Origin of the sequence: Exiguobacterium sp. s101 (assembly GCF_018617835.1) — a bacterium.
In the GTDB taxonomy this organism is placed as follows: domain Bacteria; phylum Bacillota; class Bacilli; order Exiguobacteriales; family Exiguobacteriaceae; genus Exiguobacterium; species Exiguobacterium marinum.
The window spans coordinates 41,086-56,389 of record NZ_JACSKX010000015.1 but is presented as its reverse complement, the minus strand read 5'-3'; the positions used below and the strand labels follow the sequence as shown (position 1 = coordinate 56,389).

Genomic DNA, 15,304 nt, shown 5'->3' with positions numbered 1-15,304 from the left:
GACTTCCTTCACAAGCTGTCGAGACGGATCGTTGACGAGAACCAAGTCATCGTCGTGGAGACATTGAAGTCGAAGGACATGATGCAAAACCACAAGCTCGCCAAGTCCATCGGGGATGTCAGCTGGCATGAGTTCGTCCGTCAACTCGAATACAAATCAAACTTCTACGGACGGACGCTCATCAAGGCAGACCCATGGTACGCATCGACACAAATCTGTTCTTCTTGTGGCGAGAAAGGTCAGAAGAAAGCGATGGACGTCCGTGAATGGACGTGTGCCTGTGGCGCGCATCATGACCGAGACATCAACGCGAGCATCAACCTGTTGATGTTGGCTGACTGACAACCATTCAGGGTGGGAACCACCCGACGAGCTTGGTAAACAATCGTGGCTGGTAAGAGCACGGTCTTCCCAAGAAGCTCCCCCTTCAATTTGCGAAGCAAATAAGTGGCGAGTAGTTCACACCATACTGCTTCATTTTAACAAAAAATCGTTACCAACCTGTACCCGTTTTGCTCAGAAAAATAGCCACTCCTCAAGAAGTGGCTTCGTTGACAGCTTGTTTGGCGATGGCTGCCGTCTGAGACTGTTTAAAGAGAATGACCCCGACAAGAAGGATGGTGAGCCCTACAATTTGTCCAGCTGATAATGTGATTTGAGGCATCCCGAAGGCTCCATACAAATCGACGAGTAACGCCCAAATGAGTTGTGACACGAGAATGAGCGACACCGACAACGTTGGTCCAAGTAACTGGATACTCCGCATGACACAATAAACGACACCGACCCCAAGCAATCCACCGAGCCAATAGATTGGAGATAGCTCACGTAATCCGGCAAGATTTCCTCCAAATAATAACAACGGGATGATGGATCCGACCAGACCGACGATAAAGACTAATACCGTGGTGGCCCAGGCCCCTAAATTTGTATTCATTTTCGCGTTGACCGCCGCCTGTACACTAATAAATGCCCCAGCTACAGCCGAACAGATAATACCAAATAGCATATGACCTCTCCTCACTCATAAAACATGCCGTTCGCACGTTCTTTCAATCGCTCACTATTTAAAATGATGACTTCTTTTCTCGTTCGTTTCACTAATCCCTCATCGACAAATGCTTGTAGCGTCCGGTTCAAGTGACGATAGCTCGTCCCAAGCCATTCCGCAACTTCTTTGCGCTTCAATTGACTCATCTCGGCTTGAAACAGTTCGTTCTCGGATTCACTAAGAGAAATCAAATAACCGGCCAATCGTTCTTCTAGTGTCGACATGAGGTGGTTGGATGAGGCGTTCGCCTCGATGAATAGCTTTTCCGACACACCTTGTAACAGATGTTCCGTGAATTCGACCGTTCGGTTATGATGTCGAAGTGTCTCAAACGGGATTCGCAAACACGTCACCGGACCGACCGCTTCAACCGTATGCAAGACGTTACGTCCACTCGCATACTCGATATCTCCAATGAGCGTCGGGGCAGCCTTCAAACGTAGCAGACGCAACTTCCCTTCTACACTGAGCGTATAAATTTTGACGCGTCCTTCGAGTACGACGAACAAGGATTCAATCTGTTGATCATTTGAACAGAGCATCGTCCCAGATGCATACGTGACCACCGACGATGCCTCGAGCGTTTCGGTCGAAAAAAGATGATTCCACTGCAATCGTGTCAGTGCATCCATAATATTCATCATTAAAATTGAACTCCTTACGCAAATGTATAAATCCCGATACCAACGATCATCAAGACGAGTCCCATGACCTGTCCCGTGTTGACCGGCTTCCGTTTGACACCAAACCAACCGTTCAAATCGATGATAAAGGCTCCTACTAATTGTGCCACAAGCAATACACAGATTGCCCACGTCACACCCAACTGTTGAATCGCCGTCAATTCGCCGAATACAACGAATACACCGAATAGTCCACCCAAACTATAATACCAAGGTACGCGTTTAAAGGCAGTTAAATCTGCGTCTCGATTAAAAAAATAGATGGCGAGCGCTAACAGAAGTCCGACAAAGTGGACGATCGTGACAGACATCCACGCCCCTACCGCATCTCCCAATTTCGCGTTGAAGATTCCTTGTAGGGCGATAAATGTCCCAGATAATACAGCGAATAGAATTCCCATGTCATCCCCCTTTCTCTCCGTATGACTTTACGAAAAGAAAAATGACTTGAATAGGACATATGTCCAATATTAAAAAAAGCAACTTCGAATCATCGAAGTTGCTTGATATATTATCCGAGTAATTTGACAAGCTCTTTCCCGACCGCTTCAGAAGATTGAGGGTTTTGACCAGTAACGAGTCGATCGTCAACAACCACGTTCACCGCCCAATTGTCAGCTCCCTTGAACTGTCCACCTTCATTACGTAATCCCGTCTCGAGTAAGAACGGAACAGCAGAATCAAGTTGCATTTCTTTTTCTTCAGCGTCAGTGAATCCTGTCACTTGTTTGTCTTTAACGAGCGGCTCATCGTTGCTGAGCTTCACATTGACCAATCCAATGGGTCCGTGGCAAACCGCCCCGACAATATTGCCATTTTCGTATACGTTGCGGACAACGCGTTGTAACGTTTCATTTCCTGGGAAATCAACGACCGTCCCGTGACCTCCTGGTAAATAAACGGCATCGTATGGTTCGTCTGCCACTTGATCGAGGCGAGCCGTATCTTTGAGCAATTCACGCGTATTTAATATATCTTCTGACAAGCCATCCTCTAAACTATTCGCATCGATTGGCACGTCTCTACCTTCGATACTTGCGACCGTCACTTTGTATCCTTCTTTTTCAAACAATAAGTAAGGAACGGCAAACTCTTCAAGCCAAAGTCCCGTTGCATGACCATTTGATAATTGATTCGCTGACGTTGTAACAATCAGTACATGTTTCGACATACTCAATTCCTCCTTCAAAAAAATCAACATACGACTCTAATGTTCCCGATTCATCATCTGTTAAACCCGGTGAGCTGCTTCGATGTCATAAGGTAGTTCTTTTTTTAACCTGGTGATTTATTCATCCTGCCTTTTTCCTTTAACCTTCTATACTGAAGGTGAGTTGCTATTTCGCCCTATGAAGGAGACATCCGCTATGACGAAACGAATAAATGATTGGGGGTTTCTCATTGTCGTCGCCATCATCATCCTGTTACTTGTGCTCGGTCAGTTGCCAATCTTCATGTAATCTTCACGGCCATTCGTTCACAAACTGTAGTATGATGTCGTTGTAAGCACTTACAATAAACCCAATAGGAAAGGATGAATTTCACTATGTCAGAACGTATTTTCATCAGTCCGGCTAAGTATGTGCAAGGGAAACAAACGATCGATCGCATCGGAGAGTTTGTCACTCACTTCGGTTCAAACGCTTTACTCATAGCGGATGATATCGTGTGGGATTTAGTAGGCGAACGCGTGACACAGTCTCTGCAGTCGAGTGATATCAAGGCGACAAAAGCAGATTTTGTCGGAGAAGCATCAAAGCATGAGATTACTCGCATCGCCACAGACGCTAAAGAGAACGGTACAGCGTTCGTTATCGGCCTTGGTGGCGGCAAGACGCTCGATACGGCAAAAGCGGTCGCAGATGAATTAGATGCCCGCATCGTCATTGTACCGACCATCGCCTCTACAGATGCGCCGACAAGCGCATTGTCGGTCATTTATACAGATGAAGGTAATTTCGAAAGCTATCGGTTCTATAAAAAGAATCCAGATCTCGTTTTAGTGGACACCGAGTTGATTGCACAGGCGCCGCCACGTTTCCTTGCGTCAGGTATTGCCGATGCATTGGCTACGTGGGTCGAAGTGCGAAGCGTCCTTACATTTGGAGGCAAGACGATGGCCGGTGGTGTCCCGACTCTTGCGGCGGAAGCGATTGCTGAACGATGTGAAGAAGTTCTGTTCACGTACGGCATTCAGGCGTATGAGGCCGTCAAGGCAAAAGTTGTGACGCCTGCGCTCGAAGCCATCGTTGAAGCCAATACACTATTAAGCGGTCTCGGCTTTGAAAGCGGTGGCTTGGCTGCGGCCCACGCTATTCACAATGGATTCACCGCGTTAGAAGGAGACATCCACCATTTGACGCACGGTGAAAAAGTTGCTTTCGGAACACTCGTACAACTCGCACTCGAAGGGCGTCCTCAAGAAGAATTCGAGCAATATGTTGCCTTTTATATGGCGCTCGACTTACCGGTCACACTCGAAGATATTAAATTAAAGGATGCCTCTCGAGAAGATATCTTGAAAGTCGGGAAGGCGGCCACGGCAGAAGGCGAAACGATTCATAGCGGTTTCGATGTCACGCCTGAAGAAGTTGCAGACGCGATCATCGCGGCTGATCGCTACGCCCGTCTTTATCAAGAGCGTTTATGAAAACAGCGAGAGGAAGCTCACACGGCTTCTTCTCGCTGTTTTTTGTTTAGGAAGAATGATAAGAGAATTCCGACTCCCATACAGCCGACTGTCAGAAAAAAGAACGTCAGCTGGTTCATGTAAATGATATTTGTGAATTGATTCCATCCTTCTGCGTACGACTCATTGGCTGACAAACGAATCCCTTCTCGAAGAGACACTGCCTGAGAGTGATTCGTCATCCAAGCGATGGCGGCCATGATGAAACTTCCGATTGCTAACCCAATCTTTCCAATCGGTCGGACGGATGCGACGACTCGATGCGTCAAACGGATGGTGACCCAAATGAACAATAAAAGAAACGGCCATCCGATCAAGAGAGCAATCCAGTACAGATTCCCTTCACTCGGTGTCTCCGAATAAGGGGTCGTCATCACTTCGCCGAGCTTAAAGATTCCAAACGTGATCAACGTCACGATAAACCATGCCTTTATTAACTTTTCCATCTCAACACCTCGTCCTTAGTATAGCAAAAACACCGTATGCGTCTGCATACAGTGTTTAGTCTTTCGGTCGGATGGCATAATAAATCAAGATGACAAGCCACGTCCAAACTCCTGTGAAAATCCCGATAATTCCGATGATGAAAAAACCTAACGGAATCATCGATTTCGTTCGATTGTAGTCCTTCCACATATTCGATAGCCCTTTAATATTAAAGTATAAAAAGGCAAAGAACAGGACGAGCAATAACAGTGGTAATCCAAATAAGACTTCCATTCGCTCACTCCTTTCTACGATTTCATTCGTTATGTTTATTGTATCTGATTTGGTACCTCGTTTCATCGGACCCAAGCTGTATCCTTATCCGACCTAAAGATGGATAAAAGATGCTCAGTCCATCAAGAAAACGGGAAAAGGAACATCATCTAATTCATGAGGAGGCGTTTCGCCATGAAGTCCCTGCGTATTTTGATCATTTGTCTGCTCCTGTTTCAGACGTCGCCGGTGACAGCGGCATCATCGTCCCCACAACCAGGTTACACCATCAAAACAACCTATCTATACGGTCGGGCGATGCAATCTTCTCCCGTACTAAAGACGTTACGAACGAATGTCCCTGTTCGTTACACCACTTATAACCGAAGCTGGTCGAACGTCTACATCGGAAATACGAAATACTTCACTCCATCTGCCAACTTAAGAGCCGGTATACCTAAAATGCCTTCTGCCGACCGTTTACGACTCGTCAACAAAAAATATGGTCTCCCGTCCACTTATCGTTCCCCACAACTTGTCACCTTAACCGTCCCAACTGTTTATCAAAAAGGAAGCGAACGTACATTGATGACAGCGGAAGCCGCTTACGCGCTAGCGAAACTGTATTACGCAGGTCGAAAGCAAGGTCATACGTTATACGCCCTTAGCGCCTACCGATCTTACTCGACCCAAAAATCGCTCTATGCCTATTACGTCAATACTCGCGGAGTCGCATACGCTTCAAAATATGTGGCACGTCCCGGTCACAGTGAACATCAAACCGGTCTAGCGGTTGATATGACGAGTCAACGGATGCGTCTAGGGTTATATGCCTCCTTTGACCAATCGCCTGAAGGAAAGTGGATGATTCAAAACGCCCATCGATATGGATTCATTGTCCGCTATCCGAAAGGAAAAGAAAAAATTACCGGATACAATTACGAGCCTTGGCATTTGCGTTATGTCGGGGTCAATGAAGCGACGATGATGAAGCAGAAGAACTGGACGTTTGAAGAATGGTGGAGCAAACGTTGAGTGAGCATCCTTTTTCAAGCATTTCCCCATTCAAGTTATAATGGAGTCATCTTATTCGTATAGGGGGAAATGTGTGATGTGGATTGTGATGAACAAACTAGATGTTGAAAAAGGAAAAGCCGATGCGGTCAAAGCACGCTTCGAAACGACAAAAGGAATCGAAGCGATGGATGGCTTTGTCCGGATGCAAGTGTTGACGGATACGTCCGATGTGGCGATGGATCATGTCGTCATCATGACCACATGGCGTGATGCGGCAAGCTTTGAGAACTGGCGCGACAGCAATGCCTACAAGCACGCCCATAAGAAACGAGATGACGGGACGTCGGAAGTAAAACCAATCGTCCTCGGCAATACTGTGACTCAATATGATGTCGCCATCGAGCATCTCGCATCAACGGAGAGCGTTCAATAAGTCTTGAGGACGAATGATGCCGAGTAGCGGTTCATCCGGACTACCCGTCTTCGTAATAAGAAGTGCGTCGTAGCGCGCACCTTCTTTCATTTGAGTGAAGCTGTGTTGCGCCTCGATGACCGTCGTGTCTTTTTGAATGAATCGATACCGATGCATATGCGGGTCGTGATGAAGCACATGTTTCACGCGAACTCCTTTGAGTGATAAGTTGGTTCCGTCGATGGTTTCGGCCAGCCAACTTGTCACTCCTTTTTTCGTCAACAAACCACGCCAAGAGCCGTTGGCGTGATATACAGGGAACTGTGAGTAATTCTTATCACGAATTTCTCGAAGCACTTCCGTCAAAAAATCTTCGGACTGAAACGTCACCACCGATTTCGCAAATAAAGGAATGACGAGACGGGGATGAAGCAGCTCTTGCTCCACTTCTAAAATCAATTCAACGAGCGACTCATGTGGCTCTGCGATAATAAAATCAGGTTCCCGCCGCTCATGGACGATGGCATTTCGCAGTTGACTCATTTGATGTAAATCTTCTTTATAGCGGTCGATGATTGGATTTTGTTTCGCAAGACGATTCACCATATTGCTAAAACTAAAATGCTTACCATTTCCCATTTCTCGACTCAAGTAGTCTTCAATACGGTGGTAAGATGCTAAAAAGTCTTCAGCACGACTCATGTAATCAACCTCCTTAACGATACATGTATACCCTCTTTTTCATCATTTGAGCAGGAAACCGTCGATTCACTCCGAATGACTTTAAAATCATCTTGATTATTGAGGAGATCTGTCATGGCTACTTCTGTACCATCAACACCTAAAGTTTCACCACCACCCACGTTTCCGGCGGGGTGACGGGAGGGATCCCCGTCGCAATTGGATAATCCCGTTTGCCGTCGCCTTTGGTGCTGTATTCGGGGTATACGCCTTTCAAACCATACTATAAAGGAGCGGCACACAAGGTGCTGCTCCTTTTTTATGCCGAGATGGCTTCCCTACGAAGCTGTACGAACAGATCTACAAATTCTGCGTCCCATTGCGTTCCACGCCCACTCTCTAAAATTGAGAGCGCCTTTTCAATCGGCATGCCTGAACGATATGGGCGGTCTGACGTCATCGCGTCATACGCATCGGCAATGGCCATGATTCTTCCAAACAGCGGAATATTCTCTTCGCTTAAGCGATCCGGATACCCTTTCCCGTCGATTCGCTCATGATGTGACCGAACGCCGGCCAAAATTGGCTGAAGTGATGTGGGTAAATGAATTTGACTCAAAATATGAATCCCGATTGTCGGATGTTCCTGAATTTTTGAAAACTCTTCATCTGTCAATTTCCCTTCCTTCAACAATACATCATCGCGAATCCCGATTTTCCCGATATCATGAAGAAGTGCCGACTTATTAAGTAAATCGATTTGGGTACTCGACAAACTAAGTGCATGGGCAAGCTCGACCGAGTACATCGCTACACGCTCCGAATGTCCTGCTGTGTAAGGGTCACGTGCATCGAGTGTTGCCGCAAATAAAATGAAGAGACTATCTAAAAGTTGCGCGTTTTCCTGTTCCCGCTTATTTACTGTCTCTACCATTTGATTGAATCCACCAATCAATCGGGCGAACTCATCTAAGTACGGATTCTCGATTTTTTGAAGTTGTCCCGACTCCATTTGTTCGATACCTGATGTCAAAAATCCGATGGGGCGTTTGATATTGTCATACAACAAGAAACTGCACAAAACTGCAATTCCAATGATGATTATGAGAATAATGAATGCCCAGTTCCAGTACGTATCTATCCGTGTCGATGTCGAAAGTTGTACACTTGAAGCCAACATAAATAATAGGATGGGAAAGACACCCGTAATGAGCATGCTAATCAATAATTTTGTTCGCACACTGAACGACTGATATGTTGTTTGGACCGGTTGGCGATACAACTCATAGTGTCTCTCTTTCATATACACAAGTAATGGCTCGACTGACCGAACCGTTAAAAAATATTCAATCAACGCATGGAGCACGGCAATCATCACGGCACCGATTGCGGCTAAACCAATCAAACGATAGGGTAAATTAATCCAATCATTATAGATGCAAACAGTCGTTACGCCGATAGCCGGGATGGATAGTCCAAACAAATGAGGACCGAGAATCCGCTGTATCGTCAAAATCGGAAATCGGCTCGCCTGATCAAACGCTGATGTCAATTCGTCCATTGTCGAGGACTCGGTCGTAAAGAACTGTCGAATCGGCCGAATATGGCGACGGTATAAGAGTAGTTCAGACGTAATCATGACCACCCCTGAACCTAACATGATGGTCAGAAGTAATAACATCTCTTGCCTTGATAATTCAAGCGTCTGAAAAATAAAGACGCCCCCTACACCAAAAACGGCCAACCCTGAGCCAATCACATAGTTTACAATAAGTGTCCGTTGAAATCGTTCAAACATTCCCCTCACCTCTGTACTCTTTTTCTTCTATCACTGACACTCTTTTCTTTTACTATCGACCGGACTCTTTCTAAGTTGAACACAAAAGCGGACCTCCACATGGGAGATCCGCTAAAAGATAAATTATGGGCGTAATGGACCCTCGTTGTCATCAAGAGAGCGATTGTCTTGGTCTGGAGTGATATTTTCATGGAACGGATTCGATTCCGGTCCGTCAACATGATCATCCTTTGATTCAGAAACATCTCGCTTCATCTCTTGCTTCGATTGTTCCGCTTCACGTTTCGACTGTTCAACACCCTGTTTTGCTTGGCGTTTCGCATCTTCCGCTTCGCGACTCATCTGCTCTTTTTCCTGCTCAAGTCCTTCTTTCGAGACTTCTGTTTCATCGATACGTTGCTCGGCCTTTTTCAAGTAGCGTGCCGCCGTTTCGCGACCGCCAAGACCGAATGCAAGACCGAAAGCGAGAGCAACGGCTCCAAGAATAAGAAGGAAGGCCGTATTGACAATCATCGGCGCAATGCCGAGCTGACTGATGGCCATGAAGAAGACGAGTCCGAGAATCGCATACTTCGCCACATAGCGAAGCGCGCTCGGTTGTCCCGCTCTATCGACAAGGACACTTCCAACCAAGCGCTCTGCCATGTTAGCCAACCAGAAGCCGATTGCTAAGATGATGAGCGCTGCAATGACCATCGGCAAGTAAGCAAAGATGGCTGTTGCAAGGGACGCCATGAACTCAAGATTCGCGACTTGAAGCGCTTCTGATACGAAGAGTAAAATTACGATGACTTGTACGACCACACCAACCACTTGGGCAATCGACATCGAAGTCGCACATTCTCCGAAGCCCATTTTTTGAGCCAGTGAATTGACGCCAAGGTTCTCAAGGAGCGATACGACGACACCTTTCAACCATTTCGCGACGAACACACCAACAAGGACGAGCACAATCGCAACGAGAATGTCTGGAATCATGACCAAGACATCATTGAGCATCGCAATCGCTGGTTCAGAGATTCCACGAATATCAAGCGCCTCAAGCGCTGAAATCGTCACAGGAATCATGATGAAGATAAAGACGATTGTACCGATTGCTTTCGCAAGACTCGATCCTTTTACATAATCAGAAAGATGGAATCGCTCTGCTAATCGATTTAACCCTGCTGCTTCTAGGAACTTCGTCAAAATGTCGCGTACAATTTTTGCGACCACATATCCGATTGCGAAGATGAGTGCCGCTGCGACAAGTTTCGGAATGAATCCGAGGAAACTGTTCAACAAGTCTTCGAATGGTCCGCTGACCCCACGAAGTCCGAGTGCATCAAGTACAGCTGGTAACGCTAATAAGAGAACGAGATAGAAGACGATATTTGCGACCGTGTCTACCCATTTCGTTTGGTTGACACTGGTCGATTCTTGTCCCGTCTTTTCCATCAACTTGCTCAAATTCAAGCGATGTCCTGCCATTTGAATCCCTTTTTTCAGAAGGGTAGCGATGACCCAAGCAACTAGCAAGATCAAACCTGCTTTAATGACACCGATAATCAATCCTGAGAAGCCTTCATAAATCTGACTGAACGGCTCGGTAATTGCAGGAACGTTCATAAATTCAAAGATGATTAAGAACGCGAGAAGTAAGACCCCGAAAAACACCACTTTTGCGATAATGCGTTCAGGTGTCCACTTCTCTCCTTTTTCCCCATCTTTTTTAATTCCGGCCCGCTCATCGAGTCGTGCCTTCTTCAATACTTTTCGTGTCACATTTTCCAAAACTTTTGCCAAAATATACCCGACTACAAGAATAACAATTGCCAGCAAAAGTTCCGGTAACCATGACATGAACGAATCAAAGTTATACGTTGTATCGTTCATCAACCCTTCCTCCTTTTTTGTATGAAATGATTGCAGTGTTACTTCTTACATACCTATATTTCAAAACTATCAAACCTCATGAAAAAGGCATTTCTTCCAGATGGCTCTTACGATTCAATGGAAATGGGTACTTAAGTAAGAAAGAAATCGTGTCAAATCACGCGATATATGATACGAATAACAAAAGAAGTCATTTTAGGAGGAATCGCTATGAATATCGCTTTAGTGGCTCACGACAAAAAGAAAGATGATTTAATCGTTCTCATCAAAACGTATGCACATATTCTAGAAAAGCATCAGTTGTTCGCGACCGGCACGACGGGTAAACGAATTGCCGAAGCGACCGGCTTACCTGTACATTGCTTCCGTTCCGGGCCGCTTGGAGGAGACCAAGAAATCGGAGCTGCTGTTGCTCGCGGTGAAATGGATATGATTATCTTCTTCAGAGACCCGCTGACCGCACAGCCTCATGAACCGGACGTGAGTGCGCTCATGCGTCTTTGTGACGTTTATTCCATTCCACTTTCGACGAATATGGGAGGAAGCGAGATTTTGATTCGAAGCATCGAACAAGGTGATTTCGAGTCGCTGAAGCTCTCTCACAATGACGAACCACCTGCCTGACGATGACAAACCAAGAAAGGAGAGGAATCTCCCTGGAACCAAATCTGATTCAAGACCCAAACGTTCAACAGTTTTTCAACGAAGTGCGGAAGCGCCTCATTGAACTGGTTGAAGATGAGACGGAAGCGGACCGTCTTCTGCTTGCACTCGCCGGCTATATCCGTCATGCGGAGAAGAGCGGACAGTCGTTAGACAGTCTTTTAAATCAAGACCCTCACGAGTACGCCCGCTTCCTCATCGAACAACCCGAGACAAATGAAGAATATCGTCTTCGTTACCACGTGTTGATTGATGCTTCTGATGAATTAAAACCTCATGAAAAAGCCCAAGCAAACCGAGACTTCGATTGGACAGTCAATCAACTCGATGAAGCAAACCTTTCTTTAAAAGAGATTGAAGTGCGTGACCTGGCATTTCTCGCCTATACAAAAATCGAAGCACTCAAATCATCGCGCACCATTTGGAACCGTTTCGGCTGGTTACTCGGTATGATTTTGGCATTTGCTTACGCCAACTTACTGCTCGTCATCGATGATGTATTTAGTGGGCGCTTGTTCAGTGCCCCCATGTCGACATATCCGGTCGACTATTTAGCCTTCTTGCTGCCTGTCCTCGTGACCGGTGCCATTTTCGGCATATTGACCCGCTTTCGTCACCATATTCAGACGCTTGGAAGACGCATCGCATTCGCATCCCTCATTGTCGTTGTCTATATCACGTCCATCTTTTTGATTCAACCGCTCTTAATCACACTCGGTTGGTCATTCGTCATTCAATTAAGTCCACTGTATGCGCTCATTTTATTAGCGATCAGTAGCTTCATGGCAATTTGGACATTGATTGAATTCGTATGGAAGAGCACACGCTGTTCACTCGGTGACGATTCGCTTATGCTTTATTACTAAATCTACGCCATTCCTACAAAGGGATGGCGTTTTTTGTTTCAATCGTCGATAGAACGGAAATTACTCCTATTGTGACGCTTGTTGGAGATTGTCGAATTTTTAAAGGGGGTATTCGATGTCAGATCGTAAAATGATTGGTCTGTTTCAGACGGAACAGGAAGTCATACACAAAGTAGAAGAGTTGAAGGCTGCAGGGGAAGCTGAAAAAAATATGCACGTCGTCGCCAAGCGAGACGGCGAAATCTCCGCGCTACGTGACCACACGGATGTGAACGCCGAATCCGGAGTTCGAGACGTGAATTGGCTCGATCGTGTTAAAGCATTCTTACACGGCAGTGACCGAATCCGTGATGAACTGCGCAACATGGGGCTCAATGACGCAGAGGCAGAGCAATACTATGATGCCATCGATGAAGGACAGATTTTACTCTATATCGATCGCCATTCGTATGACCGTTATCCAAATATGTATAAAAAAGATAGCGAACTCGATCATGATAAAGGAGAAAAGGCAGATGGGATTGCCTTTGATGCGAAACCATTCAATGATCATGACAAGAAACCAAAAGGAACAAAAGAGGACCCGATTGTACGCGGTCATTCTGGATTAGAAGATCACCGACGATTATAAGGAGGAACGATTATGAATGAGAAACGATTCATCAGTATGCACGATACACAAGACGCAGCACTTGGAAAAATTGAAGAGTTACGGGCAAAAGGATATGAAGACTCACACATTTACGTCGTGACGAAACATGAAGACAACGTGTCAATCTTGAGACGTGATACGGACGTTCATACAGAGTCGACTCATCAGGCGAGCTGGTTCGATAAAGTTCGGGCTTTCTTGAGTGGACATGAAGACGTTCATGCTGGTTTGCGTAACATGGGACTCAGTGAAGATGAGGTGAAACGTCACTATGACGATGTTGAAGCCGGAAAACTTCTCGTCTACGTGGATGAAGACTTTGAACGCCGTCATCAAGATGGTGTGACAGTCGACGCGAAACCGTATCAAGACGCATCGTCAACACATCTCGGTAGTCACACAGACGATGGTTTAGAAATCGACTCAAAACCATATCAAGAAACTCAAACCGTCGACCCAAGTCATCCGGTAGACCCTGAGCAAGATAAAATTGATAAAGAAACAAAGCAACGTGATCGTGAAGAAAAACTACGTGGGCTCGATGATCGTGCCTACCGTAATGATGTAGAAGATCCAGATAATATCCGACGCTTTTAATAAGAAAGCCTGACGCGTGCGCGTCAGGCTCAGCTTGTTGACGAACCAGGTCGCATCTTGCGACCTGGTTCGTCCTTTTTTGTGGTTCCCAGTTTCTTGAGGCGTTCTGCCCCCATAAAATTGAAGAAATGCTATGTAGACAGTCTTTTCTGGCTAACAGATTGGCCAGTTTCTTCATTTTTTGTGCGGTGGCTGCCACCAGATTGGCGCGTTGGACCTTCTTGATCCCCCTGTAGAAGGTGAAACGGAGCCCGTGGAGCTCTTTCCCGTCGGCAATTGAGCGCTCGACCGTCTGTGGACGAAGCCGATAGGCCTGGCTGATCGTCGAATGGTCGGGCACCTTCTCGTCGATGACGGGTGGGCTCGGCGTTTACCGTCCTTTTCCCCTTTTGGACCGATTCGAAGTATGTACCGAGCTTTTTCTTCGGCCATCGAGGCCTCAGAAAAAGACAAACGACCGCCAGATGACGACCGTTTGCGTTGCTCGCCCGATGGCGCCCCGACTCCTGCAGGAAAGCAATCCGATGGAGACCCAGCAGCGACCCAAGTCGCGATGCGGCTCCAGGATTGCCTGCGGAAAGCGTGGGCGCCGGAACGGCGAGCGATATGATTCATGTTAGTCAACAGCCTGAGCCCGACGCGTGCGCGTCAGGCTTTCTTACGTCAATCGATTCTTCGGTTCTTTCCCTTCGAGCACGTTCTCAATCGCTTCTCGATTCAATGCCATCATCGCCAGACGTGTCCGAATCGAGGCACTTCCGATATGCGGCAATGTTGTCACGTTCGGAAGCTTCAATAATGGATGATCAAGATCGACCGGCTCTTTAGTGAACACATCTAACCCTGCTCCCCAAATCTTCTTCGCCTTTAACGCTTCATACAATGCTTGTTCATCGATGATCTCTCCACGAGCCACATTGATGAAAATTGATGTTTCTTTCATCTTGGCAAACTCTTTAGCACCGAGCATACCTCGTGTCTCGTCCGTGAGCGGTGCGAGAACGATGACGAAGTCAGATTGCTCCAACAGATCATCGAGCTCTGCATACGTGAAGCCGTACATCGACTCTGACTCATGACGACGTGTCCGGTTGTGATAGAGCACATCCATATCAAATCCTCTCGCCCGGCGTGCGACCGCTTCACCAATCCGTCCCATGCCGATAATGCCGAGCTTCGCTTGATAGAGATCCATCCCGACATATCCCATCGGAAGCCAAGACTTCCACTCGCCAGCACGTAAATCACGTTCGGCCTCACCGAGACGTCGGGCCGTCATCATCATCAGTCCAAACGTCAGGTCCGCTGTCGTTTCCGTCAAGACGTCCGGAGTATTCGTCACGATGACCCCGTTCTCTTTCGCTGCGTTCAAGTCGATATTGTTATATCCGACAGCCAAGTTTGAGACGACTTCTAAATTGTTTGCTGTTTCAAACACTTCACGGTCAATTGTGTCACTAAGCATCGTCCAAAGTGCATGTGCCGCGGCGGCTTCTTTTAGAAGAACTTCACGTGGGACACTTTGTCCCTCATGTTCCCACATGCGTACGTCATAGTGGTCACGAAGTGTTTCGACTGCCTCTTCAGGCAATCGGCGTGTAATATAGATTCGTTTTTTCAA

Annotated in this window: 19 protein-coding genes and 1 pseudogene; 9 read left to right on the top strand and 11 right to left on the bottom strand. The window is 46.6% G+C overall.

Annotated elements, in window-relative coordinates; genetic code table 11:
* Positions 1 to 342 (top strand): RNA-guided endonuclease TnpB family protein (locus KNO76_RS12100; RefSeq protein WP_214885713.1); only part of this gene is annotated, 342 nt, incomplete at its 5' end.
* Positions 343 to 535: 193 nt separating this feature from the next.
* Here the strand turns inward: KNO76_RS12100 and KNO76_RS12095 are convergent.
* The 4 genes from KNO76_RS12095 to KNO76_RS12080 all read right to left on the bottom strand — a co-directional run bounded on the left by KNO76_RS12095 (position 536) and on the right by KNO76_RS12080 (position 2,905).
* The gene (locus KNO76_RS12095) at positions 536 to 1,009 is read right to left on the bottom strand and encodes a DMT family transporter (RefSeq protein WP_026824634.1); all 474 of its coding nucleotides are present in this window, start codon (positions 1,007 to 1,009) and stop codon (positions 536 to 538) included.
* An 11-nt stretch (positions 1,010 to 1,020) separates the two neighbouring features.
* On the bottom strand, positions 1,021 to 1,695 hold the full coding sequence (locus tag KNO76_RS12090; protein ID WP_214885710.1) for a Crp/Fnr family transcriptional regulator: 675 nt from the start codon (positions 1,693 to 1,695) through the stop codon (positions 1,021 to 1,023).
* Between the two features lie 14 nt (positions 1,696 to 1,709).
* Positions 1,710 to 2,135: a DMT family transporter gene (locus KNO76_RS12085; protein WP_026824636.1), complete on the bottom strand. Its 426-nt coding sequence runs from the start codon at positions 2,133 to 2,135 to the stop codon at positions 1,710 to 1,712.
* A 110-nt stretch (positions 2,136 to 2,245) separates the two neighbouring features.
* Complete coding sequence (locus KNO76_RS12080) at positions 2,246 to 2,905, bottom strand: type 1 glutamine amidotransferase domain-containing protein (protein ID WP_214885709.1); 660 nt, start codon at positions 2,903 to 2,905, stop codon at positions 2,246 to 2,248.
* A gap of 375 nt (positions 2,906 to 3,280) precedes the next feature.
* On the opposite strand from KNO76_RS12080, the gene KNO76_RS12075 reads away from it, so the two are divergent.
* The gene (locus KNO76_RS12075; RefSeq protein ID WP_026824638.1) at positions 3,281 to 4,384 is read left to right on the top strand and encodes a glycerol dehydrogenase; all 1,104 of its coding nucleotides are present in this window, start codon (positions 3,281 to 3,283) and stop codon (positions 4,382 to 4,384) included.
* Between the two features lie 17 nt (positions 4,385 to 4,401).
* Here the strand turns inward: KNO76_RS12075 and KNO76_RS12070 are convergent, their stop codons facing one another.
* The gene (locus KNO76_RS12070; RefSeq protein WP_026824639.1) at positions 4,402 to 4,869 is read right to left on the bottom strand and encodes a hypothetical protein; all 468 of its coding nucleotides are present in this window, start codon (positions 4,867 to 4,869) and stop codon (positions 4,402 to 4,404) included.
* Positions 4,870 to 4,924: 55 nt separating this feature from the next.
* Entirely contained in the window at positions 4,925 to 5,143 is a 219-nt protein-coding gene (locus KNO76_RS12065) for a hypothetical protein (protein WP_026824640.1), read from the bottom strand.
* Positions 5,144 to 5,317: 174 nt separating this feature from the next.
* Here KNO76_RS12065 and KNO76_RS12060 point away from each other — a divergent pair, with 174 nt between their 5' ends.
* Together KNO76_RS12060 and KNO76_RS12055 are read left to right on the top strand one after the other, a co-directional pair.
* Positions 5,318 to 6,157, top strand: coding sequence for a M15 family metallopeptidase (locus tag KNO76_RS12060; protein WP_214703593.1), 840 nt, complete (start codon positions 5,318 to 5,320; stop codon positions 6,155 to 6,157).
* A gap of 76 nt (positions 6,158 to 6,233) precedes the next feature.
* Positions 6,234 to 6,572 carry an antibiotic biosynthesis monooxygenase gene (locus tag KNO76_RS12055; protein ID WP_214700854.1) on the top strand — a complete coding sequence of 113 codons (339 nt, stop codon included), beginning with the start codon at positions 6,234 to 6,236 and terminating at the stop codon, positions 6,570 to 6,572.
* Here the strand turns inward: KNO76_RS12055 and KNO76_RS12050 are convergent.
* The 3 genes from KNO76_RS12050 to KNO76_RS12040 form a co-directional block, all read right to left on the bottom strand.
* Positions 6,552 to 7,253: a CBS domain-containing protein gene (locus tag KNO76_RS12050; RefSeq protein WP_026824643.1), complete on the bottom strand. Its 702-nt coding sequence runs from the start codon at positions 7,251 to 7,253 to the stop codon at positions 6,552 to 6,554. The two genes, KNO76_RS12055 and KNO76_RS12050, sit on opposite strands and share 21 nt — an antisense overlap.
* A gap of 298 nt (positions 7,254 to 7,551) precedes the next feature.
* A complete protein-coding gene (locus KNO76_RS12045) occupies positions 7,552 to 9,030 on the bottom strand; it encodes an HD-GYP domain-containing protein (RefSeq protein ID WP_214703592.1) in 1,479 nt (492 codons plus the stop codon).
* A gap of 123 nt (positions 9,031 to 9,153) precedes the next feature.
* Positions 9,154 to 10,905, bottom strand: a complete 1,752-nt coding sequence (locus KNO76_RS12040) for a mechanosensitive ion channel (RefSeq protein WP_214885708.1) — start codon at positions 10,903 to 10,905, stop codon at positions 9,154 to 9,156.
* Between the two features lie 210 nt (positions 10,906 to 11,115).
* On the opposite strand from KNO76_RS12040, the gene KNO76_RS12035 reads away from it, so the two are divergent.
* The 4 genes from KNO76_RS12035 (at position 11,116) to KNO76_RS12020 (ending at position 13,683) form a co-directional block, all read left to right on the top strand.
* On the top strand, positions 11,116 to 11,529 hold the full coding sequence (locus tag KNO76_RS12035; RefSeq protein ID WP_026824646.1) for a methylglyoxal synthase: 414 nt from the start codon (positions 11,116 to 11,118) through the stop codon (positions 11,527 to 11,529).
* 2 nt (positions 11,530 to 11,531) lie between these two features.
* On the top strand, positions 11,532 to 12,434 hold the full coding sequence (locus KNO76_RS12030) for a hypothetical protein (protein WP_251125163.1): 903 nt from the start codon (positions 11,532 to 11,534) through the stop codon (positions 12,432 to 12,434).
* Between the two features lie 115 nt (positions 12,435 to 12,549).
* Entirely contained in the window at positions 12,550 to 13,065 is a 516-nt protein-coding gene (locus KNO76_RS12025) for a YflT domain-containing protein (RefSeq protein WP_026824648.1), read from the top strand.
* 12 nt (positions 13,066 to 13,077) lie between these two features.
* On the top strand, positions 13,078 to 13,683 hold the full coding sequence (locus tag KNO76_RS12020) for a YflT domain-containing protein (RefSeq protein ID WP_026824649.1): 606 nt from the start codon (positions 13,078 to 13,080) through the stop codon (positions 13,681 to 13,683).
* A gap of 226 nt (positions 13,684 to 13,909) precedes the next feature.
* Here KNO76_RS12020 and KNO76_RS14210 read toward each other — a convergent pair.
* Positions 13,910 to 14,023: pseudogene (locus tag KNO76_RS14210) on the bottom strand (hypothetical protein); the annotation flags it as partial.
* A 66-nt stretch (positions 14,024 to 14,089) separates the two neighbouring features.
* Between KNO76_RS14210 and KNO76_RS14115 the strand changes: the two are divergent.
* Positions 14,090 to 14,293: a hypothetical protein gene (locus KNO76_RS14115; protein ID WP_251128000.1), complete on the top strand. Its 204-nt coding sequence runs from the start codon at positions 14,090 to 14,092 to the stop codon at positions 14,291 to 14,293.
* A 48-nt stretch (positions 14,294 to 14,341) separates the two neighbouring features.
* Here the strand turns inward: KNO76_RS14115 and KNO76_RS12005 are convergent, their stop codons facing one another.
* The gene (locus KNO76_RS12005; RefSeq protein WP_214879001.1) at positions 14,342 to 15,304 is read right to left on the bottom strand and encodes a 2-hydroxyacid dehydrogenase; all 963 of its coding nucleotides are present in this window, start codon (positions 15,302 to 15,304) and stop codon (positions 14,342 to 14,344) included.

Excerpts from the sequence above, each read along its gene's own strand:
- KNO76_RS12060 (WP_214703593.1), top strand. The coding sequence starts at position 5,318 with ATGAAGTCCCTGCGTATTTTGATCATTTGTCTGCTCCTGTTTCAGACG.
- KNO76_RS12070 (WP_026824639.1), bottom strand. The coding sequence starts at position 4,869 with ATGGAAAAGTTAATAAAGGCATGGTTTATCGTGACGTTGATCACGTTT.
- KNO76_RS12090 (WP_214885710.1), bottom strand. The coding sequence starts at position 1,695 with ATGATGAATATTATGGATGCACTGACACGATTGCAGTGGAATCATCTT.
- KNO76_RS12025 (WP_026824648.1), top strand. The coding sequence starts at position 12,550 with ATGTCAGATCGTAAAATGATTGGTCTGTTTCAGACGGAACAGGAAGTC.
- KNO76_RS12040 (WP_214885708.1), bottom strand. The coding sequence starts at position 10,905 with ATGAACGATACAACGTATAACTTTGATTCGTTCATGTCATGGTTACCG.
- KNO76_RS12020 (WP_026824649.1), top strand. The coding sequence starts at position 13,078 with ATGAATGAGAAACGATTCATCAGTATGCACGATACACAAGACGCAGCA.
- KNO76_RS12035 (WP_026824646.1), top strand. The coding sequence starts at position 11,116 with ATGAATATCGCTTTAGTGGCTCACGACAAAAAGAAAGATGATTTAATC.
- KNO76_RS12055 (WP_214700854.1), top strand. The coding sequence starts at position 6,234 with ATGTGGATTGTGATGAACAAACTAGATGTTGAAAAAGGAAAAGCCGAT.
- KNO76_RS12075 (WP_026824638.1), top strand. The coding sequence starts at position 3,281 with ATGTCAGAACGTATTTTCATCAGTCCGGCTAAGTATGTGCAAGGGAAA.
- KNO76_RS12085 (WP_026824636.1), bottom strand. The coding sequence starts at position 2,135 with ATGGGAATTCTATTCGCTGTATTATCTGGGACATTTATCGCCCTACAA.
- KNO76_RS12065 (WP_026824640.1), bottom strand. The coding sequence starts at position 5,143 with ATGGAAGTCTTATTTGGATTACCACTGTTATTGCTCGTCCTGTTCTTT.
- KNO76_RS14115 (WP_251128000.1), top strand. The coding sequence starts at position 14,090 with ATGTACCGAGCTTTTTCTTCGGCCATCGAGGCCTCAGAAAAAGACAAA.
- KNO76_RS12095 (WP_026824634.1), bottom strand. The coding sequence starts at position 1,009 with ATGCTATTTGGTATTATCTGTTCGGCTGTAGCTGGGGCATTTATTAGT.
- KNO76_RS12045 (WP_214703592.1), bottom strand. The coding sequence starts at position 9,030 with ATGTTTGAACGATTTCAACGGACACTTATTGTAAACTATGTGATTGGC.
- KNO76_RS12080 (WP_214885709.1), bottom strand. The coding sequence starts at position 2,905 with ATGTCGAAACATGTACTGATTGTTACAACGTCAGCGAATCAATTATCA.
- KNO76_RS12050 (WP_026824643.1), bottom strand. The coding sequence starts at position 7,253 with ATGAGTCGTGCTGAAGACTTTTTAGCATCTTACCACCGTATTGAAGAC.
- KNO76_RS12030 (WP_251125163.1), top strand. The coding sequence starts at position 11,532 with ATGACAAACCAAGAAAGGAGAGGAATCTCCCTGGAACCAAATCTGATT.